The following is a 14,144-nucleotide window of genomic DNA, read 5'->3' as shown; positions in this document are numbered from 1 at the left end:
GCTGATCGAGTCCCGCCTGCCGTTGCGCATCCGCTCCTACGACTCGGACAACGGCAGCGAGTTCATCAACCGGGACCTGATCGCGTGGCTGCACGAGCGCGACATCGAGCAGACCAGAAGCCGCCCGTACAGGAAGAACGACCAGGCCACCGTCGAGTCCAGGAACAACCACGTCGTGCGCCGCCACGCGTTCTACTACCGGTACACCGCCGACGAGCTCGACCTGCTCAACGAGCTGTGGGAACTGGTGCGTGTCAAGGCCAACCTGTTCACCCCGTCCAAGAAACCCATCGCGCGCGAAAGCACACGGGACGGACGCCCCCGCCGCGTCTACGACAGGCCGCGCACACCATGGGAGCGGCTCAAGGAGTTCGACGACCAAGATAGGGCCGCGGGCGGCCCCGGCTTCATCCCCGACGACAAGCGCGAGGAGATCGAACGCACGCTCGCGACCGTGAACCCCGCCGAACTCGTCCGCCGCATCCACGACATCCAAGACCGGCTCGAGGACATGGCCGCCCCGCGCACCGCGCGGCTGGCCAGACGCTCGGGCCCGGACATGGCATACTTGAACAAGACGCTCGCCCGGATCGCGGGCGTCGAACCGGAAGACAACGAAACCCCACCAGCCGATAAGGACTAGGATTTCGCGCTCACCCTAAGTGAGGCACCACTCCGGATTACGCGCTCACTTTCAAATGAGGCACCTCGAAAACTATAGATCCACTGTATCAATGACTTAACCCCCTATCGATGCCGGAAGCGCGCACGATCGAGACACTATCAGATGCCGTATTCACCGCGCGCCTTATATATGGCATGCATATCACAGTGAACAATCGCTAAACAAGACCCCTACATGCCCAGAAAATGGCGAAATTATGCGCATTTGTGCGGTATGAGCCATACAATGTGGACTATGGCAGTACATCACAATACAGCCATCGTTATCAGGGAATGAGATTGAATATGACAGAAGTAACGAGCAATCCCAAGGCCACTACCGGCAAGGCGACAACGGCGGGCAAAACCGCAACAAAAGCCACGCGTGCAGCAGTCGCCGCGTCTACGAATACGTCTACAACCGCATCCGCGACTGCATCCAAAACAGCAGCAGCGTCCGTCGTGGCGTCCACCGCAGCAGACGCCACCGTCAAGCACACAGCCACCCGAAAATCAGCCACGCGCACACGAGCCGCAGCAAAGTCAGCAACATCTACGAAGACAACTGCAAAATCAGCCACAAAGTCAACGCGATCAACCCGATCCACGCGAACCGCCGCAAAATCCACCGCGCTCCCCGGACTCGTCGGCGAGGCACCAGCCCAGTCCATCCCCGTCACCGAACCCGGCCAATTCGGTCGCATCAACGTCATGGACGTCACCCCCGACGAGGAACGCGGCATCTTCCCGGCACGCGTCGAACTCGGAGAACCGTTCAAAGTCACCGCGCAAGTCTTCATCGAAGGCCGTACCAAAGTCGGTGCGACCGCTGTCGTACGCAACCACCGCGGCAAGGAAATGTCACGCACCGCAATGACCTGCACCAACTCCGGCCTCGACCGTTGGGAAGTCGAGCTGACCTGCGGCGAGCGCTCCGACGTCAAACCGTGGGACCCAGATTTCGCCGCGATCAAACGTCAGCTCGGCGAGTGGACCGTCACGATCGAAGGTTGGGAAGACACGTACCGCTCGTGGCTGCACGACGCGCGTATCAAAGTCAAAGTGAACGACGACGTGGAGAACGCACTCGATTCCGGCGCGGAACTGCTCGAACGTTGGTCCGCAACCAAGGATGCGCGACTGAACGCCGACCAGCGCAAGCTGCTCAAGGAAGCCGCCAAAACCGCCGCCGACCGCACGCTAACTCCGGCCGAGCGTCTCGCCGCAGCCGACAACGCTGAGATCGAGTCGTTGCACGAAACGAATCCGCTGCGCGACGGTATTTCGCCGAGCGCACCGCAACGGTTCAAGGTCGAGCGTCCAGCGTCCAGTTTTGCCGCGTGGTACCAATTCTTCCCGCGTTCGGAAGGCGCGTATGTGGACCCGGCGACCGGCAAAATCGTGCAGGGTACGCTTCGCACGTCGATCTCCGGACTTGAGCGCGCGAAGGCGGAAGGCTTCGATATCGTGTATCTGCCGCCGATTTTCCCGATCGGCGTGACCAACCGCAAGGGACGCAACAACTCGCTCGTCGCGGGTCCGGATGACCCGGGTTCGCCGTTCGGCATCGGCTCGTCACTCGGCGGTCACGATACCGTGGACCCGCAGCTCGGCACGATGGATGATTTCAAGGCTTTGTGCGCGAAAGCTCACGAGCTCGGGCTTGAGATCGCGCTTGATTTCGCGCTGCAATGCTCGCCGGATCACCCGTGGGTCAAGGAGCATCCGAACTGGTTCCGCACCAAGCCGGACGGCACGATCGCGTTTGCGGAGAACCCGCCGAAGAAGTATCAGGACATTTATCCGATCGATTTCAACGCCGACATGGCTGGTATCGAGCGCGAAGTCGAGCGGATTATGGACCTGTGGATTGAGGCTGGTGTAACGATTTTCCGCGTCGACAATCCGCACACGAAGCCGGTGCGTTTCTGGCAGGATGTGATCGCGGCCGTGACTCGCCGTCATCCGGAAGTGCTGTTCCTCGCCGAGGCGTTCACTCGTCCGGGCATGATGCGCGCGCTCAGCTACGTTGGTTTCACGCAGTCACACTGCTATTTCCCGTGGCGCAACACCAAGGAGGAGCTGAGCAAGTATCTGCTTGAAACGAACGGAGACGACGGCTACTACCAGCACAACACGTTCTGGCCGACCACGCCGGATATTTTGACTGCGTACGTGCGCGACAACGGCATCGCCGGTCACGCGGTGCGCGCGGTGCTCGCCGCGATGGGATCGCCGTCGTGGGGTATTTACAACGGTTTCGAGCTGATCGAAAACAAGCAGCGTCCTGGTTTCGAGGAGCAGATCGACAACGAAAAGTACGAGATCAAGGTGCGCGACTGGGATGCGGCTCCCAAGTACGGCATCGCGAAACTGCTGACCTCGCTCAACCGCATTCGTCGCGAGCACAAGGCCGCGTTCAGTTATCACAACGTGAGCCTGCTGGGCACGCATGATCCGAATATTCTTGCGTTCGCACGGCACACGCCGGCCGAACTGACCGGCACCGGCAAGGCGGAGACGCTGATTATTGTGGTCAATCTCGACGGTCACAACGCGCATCAGGATGAAGTTCATTTCGAGATGACTGATTTCGACGTGGACCCGGCGAAGGGTGCGCACCTGCGCGACGAGCTGACTGGCCGCGAGTACGAGTGGAAGTGGGATAACTTCGTTTCGCTCGCGCCGTGGGCTGACGTGGCGCATGTGTTCACGGTTGTGCGGTAGTTGCTTGTTGCGCGGCAGTCGCCGTCCACACAGGCCGTAAGTCAGCAGTACTTCTTCCTACTGCTGACTTACGGCCTCCATCATCCTTCCTAGCGGCCGTAACTGAGCATCATCTCAACTGTTCTGCTCAGTTACGGCCTTCTTCATGCCGCAGCACGACCGTAACTGAGCACTAACGCGTCCCTATCGTTGAGTTACGGCCGTCTGGAACCCTCATAAAGGCCGTAACTGAGCACTAACGTACTTCTACTGTTGAGTTACGGCCGTCTCTCAGGCTCAAAACGGCCGTAACTCAACAGTGAAATCGTATTAAGCACTCAGTTACGGTCGCCGTATGGAATTGGCCGGAACCCCGGGGACGGCGTCGCAATACACAGAACGCGGTATTGTGGTGCATGTCAATACAACTGTCGACTTTCAAGGAGATATGTCATGGCAGAAACCTTCAACGTCGTGGTCGAGATTCCGCGCGGTTCTAAGAACAAGTACGAAGTGGACCAGGAGACCGGTCGTGTGTTCCTCGATCGCGAACTGTTCACCGCGATGGGTTACCCGGATGATTACGGCTACATCGAGGGCACGCTGGGCGAGGATGGCGATCCGCTGGACGCGCTCGTGATGGTGACCAACTCGGTGTTCCCGGGCTGCGTGATTGAGTGCCGTGCTGTCGGTCTGTACCACATGGAGGACGAAGAGGGCGGCGACGACAAGGTGCTGTGCGTGCCGGCCGACGTTCGTTACGATGCCTGCCAGGATGTCAAGGACGTCAACGAGTATCACCTCGCCGAGATCAAGCACTTCTTCGAGCAGTACAAGGCCCTCGAACCAGGCAAGGAAGTCAAGCCCGGCGACTACTGGACTGGTGCAGCTGAGGCCGAAAAGGAGATCAAGGCGGCACGCGAGCGCCTCGCGAACAGCGCCAAGTGATTTTCCACTGTAATTAAGGAGCCCTCTCCCATGCGAGGGGGCTCCTTTTTCATGTGAGTCATAAGACAAGATAGGCTGTTTTTTTGGGGGGGGGGGCATAGGAAAGTATGTAGTGGCGGAAAACGCTCACTGAGCTAGTGCTCAGTGAGCGTTTTCCGCCACTACATACTGGGACACTTCACAGCCCACATCCACAATTATTCGCACGCAGCGAACAACACACACTCGCACTTTCGACCATAAATCGTCATACAATTAGCAAGGGATTATCGATAACGATATACAAATAAGGGGAATTCAATGGCGCATCCAACTCATACTCCCACCCATATCATTCCACTCGCGCAGACTGAATCTAGTCATTATCATGTGAATGTCGCGCATGGTACTGCGAGTCTTAATCATGGTGTAGAGCGCACGGTTGTTGACCTTTCTAACCTTGATTGGCGGTTTGCGTGTGGTCGCGGTGATGCCGACATCCTTGATCCGCAAACTGCGGTCGCGCCAGATTTCGATGATTCCAGTTGGCAACAGGTCACACTGCCGCATACGTGGAATGCGATTGATACAAATGATGGCGTTCGTGGCAATATGAATCGCACAGTTGGCTGGTATCGCGCACATTTGCACATCAGCAAAACCATCAATCAGCGCACGTATCTTGAGTTCGATGGTGTGAACTCGATCACTTGCGTGTATGTCAACGGTCGTGCACTTACTCCGCTTGGTACTGACCCGCAGGATACAGCGCGTGATACTGGTGATCCGGCTCATCTCGGCGGGTACGCGATGTTCCGCTACGACTTGACCAACATACTCAACGACAATACGAACGCTGATACTGTGATCGCCGTGCGTGTTGATAATCGTCGTGATCTGCGCGTGGCTCCGCTGTTTGCTGATTTCAATTTCTATGGTGGTATTTACCGTCCGGCGCGTCTCGTGCAAACCGCCGACGTGCATCTCGCACTCGACGACCACGGCGCGTCCGGATTGCGCATCGTCACTCCGAACGCCGGACGCCGAGACGGTAACAATCCTGACGCGAATGGTCGTCCTGATCATCTCGGTTTGACCGAAGTCAGCGCGACCATTGTCAATAATTCCGACCTTCTGCGCCGTGTGTTCGTGGTCACAACTATTACAGACCGAGACGGCCATGTCGCCGCCGGTGACACGATCAGTCTTGAGATCGCGCCACACACGAGTGTTCCGGTTCATCGTACGCTTGAGGTCAGTGACCCGCACTTATGGCAGCCGATTAACTACTCGCGCGGTGCAGACAACAGTGATGTCGCCTATCAATACGACGTGCGCGTGGCAATCCTCGACACGGATACTACGCGCGCCGCGCGCGATACTACCGCGACGGCCGACAGCGCAACCGACTCCCCCGCGCCCGGCACACCATTCGACACAACGCTCGGCACACCATTCGGCACAACGCTCGGCACACCACTCGATTCAGTCAGTGAGAAAATCGGTTACCGTTGGTTCCACGTTGATAAAACTCGTGGTTTCTTCATCAATGGTCACTCGCATCCATTGCGCGGTGTCACCCGTCACCAAGATCGTGAACTCATTGGTAACGCGCTGCACGACGCGCATCATCTCGAGGATTTCACGATCATCACGCAAATGGGCGTCAATTATCTACGCCTCGCGCACTATCCGCACGCGAATTATTTCTATGACTTGTGTGACGCGAACGGTATTATCGTGTGGGCGGAAATCCCGTTCATTGACTGGGTTGGTGAGGACGAACGATTCGCGGACGTCACCAAGGAACAACTCGTTGAACTCATCCGTCAGCAAGGAAACCGTCCGTCAATTTGTTTCTGGGGATTGCAAAACGAGGTCGGCAATCACAACACCGCAAACCAGTGGATCGCCATGCCGCAACTATCACGCGAACTCAACGACCTCGCACACGCGGAAGACCCAACCCGCTACACCACGCAAGCCGCCGATCAAGACGAAACCGCTAGCGAACGCGACAACTGGGCCAGCGACATCATCTCCTGGAACATGTACCCAGGCTGGTATTCGCAGCCGGGATTCGGCGCGCTGATCGAGCAAAAGCGGTCAATCGAACGCCGCCCGCTCGGCTTGTCCGAATACGGTACGGGTGCGAGTATTGACCAGCATGAGTTACATCCGAACGCGCACAAGACTCGGCCGAACAGTTACTGGCAACCGGAAGAATACCAGTCATTGCAGCATGAGGAAGCACTCGCATATATCAACACGCACGACTGGTTGTGGTCGACGTCACTGTGGAACATGTTCGATTTCGGCGTCGACCACCGGCCGAGTGAGGCGGGTCGTTTCGAGATCAACAACAAGGGACTCGTCACGTGGGATCGCGCGGTGAAAAAGGACGCGTTTTACCTGCACAAAGCGAACTGGAATCACTTGGACCCGTTCGTGTACATCGCGTCTCGACGGTACGTAGCGCGCGCGGAAGGACCGAGCACAGTGCGCGTGTACTCGAATCTCGACCGCGTGTGGCTGCTCGTGTCGCACAACGGTGACGCGCAAGTTTCGTACGACGCGGTCGCGCAAGGCAACGGCATATTCACCGTGGACGGACTACTGGACGAGACTGGTACGTATACGATCTGGGCGTACGGCACGTACGATACAGCTGATTTGAGCGATCACACGACCGATACGACCGTCTGGGCCGACCACGTCATCTGGACACGACTTGGCACCGATGACCGTGTCAACGGCGGCCGACTTGCCGGCTCTCTGGCTACAGATAACGGTACAGATAACGCAGCCGATTCCGACACTGATGCGAATGACGGTCGCGCGCGTATCGACGGCACGGCGATCCCGTGGTCACTGTGGCCGCGGCCGGACAGCGGTTTCTCACTCGACCGCGACAATCATCGCATGATCGCCGACCGTCCACTTCATGAGATCACGCCCGAACAGTGGCGAGCCGCGTTCTCGTTCAACGGTTCCGGCGTCATCGATTATTACGCAACGTTGCCGACCGGCCTCACCACGAACGACAAGGCAATCGTCACTGCGGCCGACGGCACGCAAACCGTGTTCACCCTTGAAGAGCATGAGGAGCGCACAGCATGAGCGGCAGTCTCAATTCCGCCGCGCAGCAGACGCCCGTCCAATCATGGGCCCACTCGCCCCGTCAACTGTACGGCATCACCGCAGCCGACTTCAGCACACGCGAACGCGCCGTCGCCGTGTTCAAACGCATCGTCGACCCGCTCAAACCGTTCTACTCCCCGTCCGGCGCGCGACTCGACATCGGCTCAACCGGCACATGGTACGAGCACGACACCGTGCCGATCGAAGCGTTCTCCCGCGTACTGTGGGGGCTCGTCCCGTTCTGGGCAGGCGGCAGCAGCGACGCCGATTTCGAACGCATCGTGCGCGACGGCTTGACCGCTGGCAGCAACCCAGACAATCGCGAATACTGGCACACGTGTCACGATTACGATCAAAAATTCTGCGAAATGGCAGCGATCGGATTCGGCATGCTGCTCGCGCCCGCACAAGTCTGGGAACCGCTCAGTGACGAAGCGAAACGCAATCTCGCCGACTGGCTCAACGAAATCAACCGACACAAGTGCTGGTCAAGTAACTGGATTTTCTTCCGTATCATCGCCAACGTCGCGCTGCACAAACGCGGCATGCCGTACAATGCGGAGAAACTGGCCGCCGGACTTGAGTTCATCAACAGCCTGTACGATCGCGGCGGCTGGTATTCGGATGGTGCGCGCGGTGCGAAAGATTACTACAATCCGTTCGTATTGGTCACGTTCGGCGTGCTGTATGCGATGGTCATGGGCGATGAAGACCCGGATAACGCGCGCCGATTCCGCGAGCGCGCCCGCGAATTCGCCCGCGACTACGTTCACTGGTTCTCGCCAGACGGTCCATCTCCTGCGTTCGGCCGGTCGATGACCTACCGGTTTGCGCAGGTTGGATTCTTCTCTGCGTGCGCGGCCGCTGGACTCGACGTACTGCCGTTGCCCGTGCTGAAAGGTATTATCGCGCGGCATTTGGCTGATTGGTTGAGCCGACCAATTTTCGACAATGCGGGCGTGCTCACGATCGGCTACGGATATTCGAATCTGCATATGCAGGAGTCGTATAACGCACCCGGGTCGCCGTATTGGGCGCTCGAAGCGTTCTTATTCCTCGCATTGCCGGCCGATCATGAGTTCTGGCAGGTCGAGGCCGCGCCGATGCCTGATTTGGAGCCGCGCTACTACAGTGAAGCGACGCGCATGATCACGCAGCGCGGTACGGATGGCGACGTAGTGCTGCTCACGCCCGGGGCGATTAGTGTGGATGGTCAAACGCACGCCCATGCGCACGCGATCGACAAGTATTCAAAATTCGCGTATTCGAGCGCGTTTGGATTCTCGGTTGCGCACAACAATTTCAGCGTTGGCGAGTGCGCGCCTGACAGTATGCTCGCGTTGTGCGTTGACGGATTCGTGTACTGCAAGGGACTCGCTGAGTTGCTGCGCACCGACGATCGGGGGTATACGATTCGATGGTCGCCGTGCCGTGGTGTGCAAGTTGAGACGACCGTGGAGGTCAGTGAGCACGGCCATGTGCGCACGCATCGGATTGTCTCTGACGTGGACTGTACTGCGTATGACTGCGGTTTTGCGGTGAACGATGACGATCTGCGGCGGCCGTCTCATGCGGTTGATGAGGCTCAGTTGAGTGCGCGATGCGATTGCGATGGGCTATTTTGCGCGGTTACTGCACTGAACATCACGGACCTTCAGATTGTGGATGACATGCGATCGTTGAAGCCTCTGACGAATGACTGCCGGACTGGCGTCGGTGGCACGACAGGCTCTGAAGCGTCTAAGCCGAAGCCGTTAGTGATCTCTGCTGCCCCAAATACCAATCTGATTCATCCGAAAACCGTTATCCCGGCTATCGAATATTCCATTCACGCCGGCTGCCCGATCACAATTCGCACCGCGTTCGACTACCTACCGTGATATTGCGGCGGAGGATTGTCTAAGTTCCGCCGGAATATCACAGAATCCACCCTGTTTGTGTGATATTTCGGCGGAACACTGCTCTACTTCCGCCGGAATATCACATTTAGAGGCCATTTTCTGTGACATTCCGGCGGAAAACCGCATAGGGTCCGCCGAAATATCACACAAACCGGTTGCCATAGGTCACGCGATGGCATGAAACCGGTCTCGTGCCATCGCGTGACCGAATGCGCCAGTAGTTGGGGTTGTGAGGCGACGGGGCACGGGATGGATTGAAACGGGTCAATTCCATCGCGTGACCGGCAGCACCTCATAACTGGGTGTAGAGTCACAGAAAACCGTGATTTGTGCACAGCCATGCGCAATCCCTGATTCGGGCAACTTGAGACTCAGTTGTATAGCACGAGCGTCCCAGCCCGCACCTCCGTCAGTGCACAGTAGCTTTGATCTTGTGCGCGAGATCGGCATCCCACATCGCGCCGGTGGCGCTCATCACCGCATCGGCGCCAGAGGCACGATACGCGACATAATCTTCAGGCGTCACCACGCCACCAAGGCCAATAATGGTGTAATCCAACCCAAGTTTCTCGCGAATCGCCGCCAAACGAGCCACCATGTCAAGGCCAGCATGACGAATCGCACGCCCGCACACGCCACTGCGATCACGACCCGCACCCGGCAGCGCCTGCTGACCAGACGCATCAACCAGTCGCGCAGAAATCGTATTAATCGCAGAAAACGCTTGCACCGTGCCGCGCGCAGCAGTCTCACGCACCATCAGTTCGAGCGCACTATCATCGACAATCTGCCGATCCGGACCCCAACCACCGCTCACTTCAGTCGGCGGAATATACGCAAGTTTAATCGCGAGCGCACGATCACCAATCTCATTCTTCACAGCCTCAGTAATGCGACCAACCAACGCCGGATCGTGGCACAGCAGTCGATTGTGTCCTTCGTTCGGGCAGCTCGTGTTCATGACCATCAGATCAGCGCCAGTCTCGACGACCAGCCGCGCAGTGGTGACATGGTCGGCGATGTAGTCGTCCGTAGTCATACCGCCCACACGCGAACCTTGGAAACTCGGGATCAACAACTGTCCCTCACCGGCCGCCGCGATCGCGCGACGCATGTCCGGCTGCCACTCGTCCGGGTCACGCGATGGCACGCCGAACGAGTTGGAAATGGAGATCGGCTGCTCGTAACGAGTGTCCGCGAGCACGCCCTCGTCGAGCTCGGCACTGCCCGGCGTGAGCGAGCCGTCGACTGACTTCGGGTGCACGGCGAGCACATTCGGAAATGGGTTGCATCCCCACGCGCGCGAACGCACAGTTTTATACGTGACTAAGTCGAATCCCATGCGGAAAGCGGCCGTCGTGAATCGCGAGTTGAGCAGGGGACCTGCGGGGATACCGAACGGCAGGTTGACGCGGTGGCCGAGGAATGTGGTGCTGGCTGCTGGCGTATCCTTCACGCAGTCAGCCGCGTCGACGCCGTCCCCTGCTAACGCCGTCGCAAACGCGCCAAACGGTCCCTTCGCGTAGTTATCGTCGTAACTCAAGTTGACGTCATAAAACGGCGAGAAATCAGTCATAGCTCTCCCTACTCTCACGAGACAACCGCAACTATCATTATCCACTGTAAAACACAGCCGCAACAGACCGACGCCAGCCGTCACGCCGTCGTCATCGCGATCGTAAACGAGCCGAGCGCAGCCATACCGTTGAGAATCGCAAACGTCAGGAACAGTCCCGACGTCCAATTCCAGTACGTGCCGGGCGCGGACCGGTTCACGCGAGCATACTCACGCAACCCCCAGCCATACTTGACCAGCACCACGATCAGGCCAACAATACCAACGATCATGAGCGTCACGCCGTACACAAGATTGCCAGCATCACCAAAGCTCGCCGCGAACTCAGACAATACACCGCCGAGAATCGCGTTGTTAAAAATGTGCAGCGCGATCGACCAAATCAGCGAATATTCCATCGCCACGAACGCAAACACGAGGCCACAGCCGAACGCGAACACGCCTTGCACAACATCGTCGTGGAATAGCGCGAACATGAACGACGAGGTGATAATCGCGAAGTTTTTGCCGATCGGCTTGAGTTCGCGCATGAGTACACCGCGGAACACGACTTCCTCAACGATCGGGCCGATCAGACCGATGTACAGCCACATGCTCACGGTGATCGCGGCTTCGTCGATGCTATCGGACGTGGGCGAGACGAGCGGAACGCCGAGCGCGGCGAACGCGATTTGGATGAGTTGCAGCACGCCTTGGATACCGATGATGAGCGCCACGAATACAGCGAACCAGGCGGGGCGCATGCGGGCGTGCTGTGGGGCGGCTGAGTTGGACGGGTTGCCGGCGTCGCCGAGCCAGAACGCGCGCGTGAGAATACTGCGATGCCGCATAAGCAGTATGAACAAAAAGCCGACGACGACCGAAATAATACTCATTACGCCGACCCACTGCAGGCTCGTTTGCGCGAGATCCTGTTCGATTCGGCGGAACGTTTCCGGCGACGGCGTTTGCGAGAGATTTTCGCCAGCGACGCGTTGAATCGTGGCGATTACGCCCATGATTAGGCCGGCCACAAGACTTGCGCCTGTGAAGATCGCTTGGTACGCGAGAATAAGGCCGGCTAGACGACCGACGGTTTTGCGTTGCGCACGGCGGCGAGCTTGCTCGGGGTTGATCGGGGGGTATGGCTGCGGTTGTGCTGGGTAGGGGGATTGCGGGTACTGCTGATATTGCTGCGGGTACTGCTGCATGTATGGAGGGTACGGCTGGCCTTGCGGCGGCGGATACTGCTGTGCGTATGGTTGCTGATTCTGTTGGCTCTGTTGCTGCGCGTCGCCGTCATGCGACTCAGGTTGTGATGTGGTATTGCTCATACGCTCAAGGCTAACCGCGATTACTGAATGATCAATGACTTTGCCCACAGGTGTGTACCAGCAAATGATCATGCATCTCACAACGCAGACTCACCATGCAGACAAATGGGCCACGATCACGTCATTATGTACGACGAGTTACTAGGATTACAAGCATGACCGACACACGGGGTACGGCGACGACGATAGCTGCGGTCGACAACGATCGCATGGCGTTGCTCGCATTGAAGGGGATTTTGCCGCAGCTTATGCCGAGCGCGCGCTGGTTATGGGGCACCGAAACAGCGGATGAGGCGATTCACAAGGCACTAACGCCCGAAACTCGTCCGCGCGTGCTACTTGTGGATATGTCGCTGGGCAATGCGACTGGCGTGAGCGTATGCCATCGGATTCGTCAGCGTGACGCTCGGATTGCGTTACTTGCAATTACGGCATTTTCGGTCGATACGTATGCGACGCGCGTGGCCGAGGCGGGTGCGCAAGGTATCGTGTCAAAAGCAGATATGCCGCAGCTGATGCAGGCACTGCGCGCTGTGTCCGCTGGCGGCACGTTTATTCCGGCGGAACTTGCGAGCTGCGCGCATTCTGATACTGCGCTGGTATTCCACACTGCGGATGAAGCGCATCGATTATTGGTTAGCGACGAGGATCAGCAGAATGATCAACCTAAATTGGGGGCAAAAGAAGCAGAAACGATGCAGTTATTGTCGCAAGGATTAAGCTACGACCAAATTGCCGCGCAATGGGGTGTGGCCGCTTCCACTGTACGCACTCACGCGCATCGCGCCGTCGACAAGCTCGGCGCCCGATCCCTAGCGCACGCAGTGGCTATATGGCTGACGCGTTAAACGTGAAGTTCGGTGGTCACGCGATGGAATTGACCCGTTTCAATCCATCGCATGACCACTCAAACGTGATATTCCCTAAGTTCCGCCGGAATATCACAAAAATAGGGCCTGAAATGTGACATTGCGGCGGAAGTAGCCTGACTCTCCGCCGGAATATCACACTAATGAACGATTAATGCGATATTTTGGTCGACTGTCTGCTTTGAGACAGGAAATATTTGTCTCCAAATTTAATCTTTTTACATATTTGAAAATATGAGACAAAAAATCTTGTCTCTAAATCCAATTAATCGATACACCTATTCTTTCGAGACAATACCTCCTAGTACAAAACCGCAGAATAACGCCGATTCTGCAAATCGCCGCACAATAGCCCTACACTTGAATTTGTCTCCAAATTCCAAAAACAGGCCCGTAACCAAAATCAAGACAAATTCATCGATAAGGCCCGAAATTTTGCGCACTTTGGCTTGGGCTTGAGATGAAAGGGCATGGCTCGTGTCCTGTGTACGATTTTCTGTCGCCAAACAAAACAAATCGCGATTGGAAAGAGGGCACGAAGCCATGTCACAGCAGATTCTACAGGTCGACCAGGCCATGTTGGAGACCACCCTGGACCGGATGGTCCGTAGAAGCGTCGAGGAGACGTTGAACGCAATGCTCGACGCCGAGGCCGACGAGATCACGGGCGCCGCCCGTTACGAGCGCAGCGGGGATCGCAAGGCGTACCGGGCCGGCCATTACAAGCGTGATCTGACCGTCAAGGCCGGGAAAATGAGCCTGAAGGTACCGAAACTGAAGGGCGCGGTGTTCGAGTCGGCCGTGATCGAGCGTTACCGGCGGCGCGAGGAGAGCGTCGAGGAGGCGCTGATTGACATGTATCTGGCGGGCGTGTCCACGCGTCAGGTTGATGATGTCAGCCAATTGTTGTGGGGTGATCGCATGCCCTCGCAGACTCTGAGCGACAAGCTCAAGCGCATCTACGCGGATATCGACGCGTGGCGGGAGCGTCCGCTGGTGCAGGAGTATGCGTACGTGTTCATGGACGGCGTATGGCACAAGCGCTGCT

At 57.6% G+C, this 14,144-nt stretch carries 9 protein-coding genes; 7 read left to right on the top strand and 2 right to left on the bottom strand.

Annotated elements, in window-relative coordinates:
• The 5 genes from BHAP_RS10560 to BHAP_RS10540 all read left to right on the top strand — a co-directional run.
• The coding region (locus BHAP_RS10560) for an integrase catalytic domain-containing protein (protein ID WP_143248795.1) at positions 1-643 on the top strand (643 nt) is incomplete at its 5' end.
• A gap of 326 nt (positions 644-969) precedes the next feature.
• The gene (locus BHAP_RS10555) at positions 970-3,390 is read left to right on the top strand and encodes an alpha-1,4-glucan--maltose-1-phosphate maltosyltransferase (RefSeq protein ID WP_094730638.1); all 2,421 of its coding nucleotides are present in this window, start codon (positions 970-972) and stop codon (positions 3,388-3,390) included.
• 432 nt (positions 3,391-3,822) lie between these two features.
• Complete coding sequence (locus BHAP_RS10550; RefSeq protein WP_094730637.1) at positions 3,823-4,317, top strand: inorganic diphosphatase; 495 nt, start codon at positions 3,823-3,825, stop codon at positions 4,315-4,317.
• A 300-nt stretch (positions 4,318-4,617) separates the two neighbouring features.
• Positions 4,618-7,416 (top strand): glycoside hydrolase family 2 protein, encoded by a 2,799-nt coding sequence (locus BHAP_RS10545; protein ID WP_094730636.1) that lies wholly within the window; start codon positions 4,618-4,620, stop codon positions 7,414-7,416.
• Positions 7,413-9,317 (top strand): DUF2264 domain-containing protein, encoded by a 1,905-nt coding sequence (locus BHAP_RS10540; protein WP_094730635.1) that lies wholly within the window; start codon positions 7,413-7,415, stop codon positions 9,315-9,317. The genes BHAP_RS10545 and BHAP_RS10540 overlap by 4 nt, the downstream gene beginning before the upstream one ends.
• Positions 9,318-9,747: 430 nt before the next feature.
• On the opposite strand, the gene BHAP_RS10535 is transcribed toward BHAP_RS10540, so the two are convergent.
• Together BHAP_RS10535 and BHAP_RS10530 are read right to left on the bottom strand one after the other, a co-directional pair.
• Positions 9,748-10,914: a beta/alpha barrel domain-containing protein gene (locus BHAP_RS10535; RefSeq protein WP_094730634.1), complete on the bottom strand. Its 1,167-nt coding sequence runs from the start codon at positions 10,912-10,914 to the stop codon at positions 9,748-9,750.
• A gap of 80 nt (positions 10,915-10,994) precedes the next feature.
• Positions 10,995-12,227, bottom strand: a complete 1,233-nt coding sequence (locus tag BHAP_RS10530) for a CPBP family intramembrane glutamic endopeptidase (protein ID WP_244569400.1) — start codon at positions 12,225-12,227, stop codon at positions 10,995-10,997.
• A 155-nt stretch (positions 12,228-12,382) separates the two neighbouring features.
• Between BHAP_RS10530 and BHAP_RS10525 the strand changes: the two genes are divergently transcribed.
• Together BHAP_RS10525 and BHAP_RS10520 are read left to right on the top strand one after the other, a co-directional pair.
• On the top strand, positions 12,383-13,075 hold the full coding sequence (locus BHAP_RS10525; RefSeq protein ID WP_158216476.1) for a response regulator transcription factor: 693 nt from the start codon (positions 12,383-12,385) through the stop codon (positions 13,073-13,075).
• Between the two features lie 564 nt (positions 13,076-13,639).
• Positions 13,640-14,144, top strand: a 505-nt coding sequence (locus tag BHAP_RS10520) for a transposase (RefSeq protein ID WP_211279733.1), incomplete at its 3' end; no start/stop codon positions are given.

Source organism: Bifidobacterium hapali (assembly GCF_002259755.1).
GTDB classification, from domain to species: Bacteria; Actinomycetota; Actinomycetes; order Actinomycetales; family Bifidobacteriaceae; genus Bifidobacterium; species Bifidobacterium hapali.
This window is presented reverse-complemented; position numbering and strand designations above follow the sequence as displayed.

Coding starts and splice junctions, on each gene's coding strand:
- BHAP_RS10550 (WP_094730637.1), top strand. CDS start 3,823: ATGGCAGAAACCTTCAACGTCGTGGTCGAGATTCCGCGCGGTTCTAAG.
- BHAP_RS10535 (WP_094730634.1), bottom strand. CDS start 10,914: ATGACTGATTTCTCGCCGTTTTATGACGTCAACTTGAGTTACGACGAT.
- BHAP_RS10545 (WP_094730636.1), top strand. CDS start 4,618: ATGGCGCATCCAACTCATACTCCCACCCATATCATTCCACTCGCGCAG.
- BHAP_RS10555 (WP_094730638.1), top strand. CDS start 970: ATGACAGAAGTAACGAGCAATCCCAAGGCCACTACCGGCAAGGCGACA.
- BHAP_RS10525 (WP_158216476.1), top strand. CDS start 12,383: ATGACCGACACACGGGGTACGGCGACGACGATAGCTGCGGTCGACAAC.
- BHAP_RS10530 (WP_244569400.1), bottom strand. CDS start 12,227: ATGAGCAATACCACATCACAACCTGAGTCGCATGACGGCGACGCGCAG.
- BHAP_RS10540 (WP_094730635.1), top strand. CDS start 7,413: ATGAGCGGCAGTCTCAATTCCGCCGCGCAGCAGACGCCCGTCCAATCA.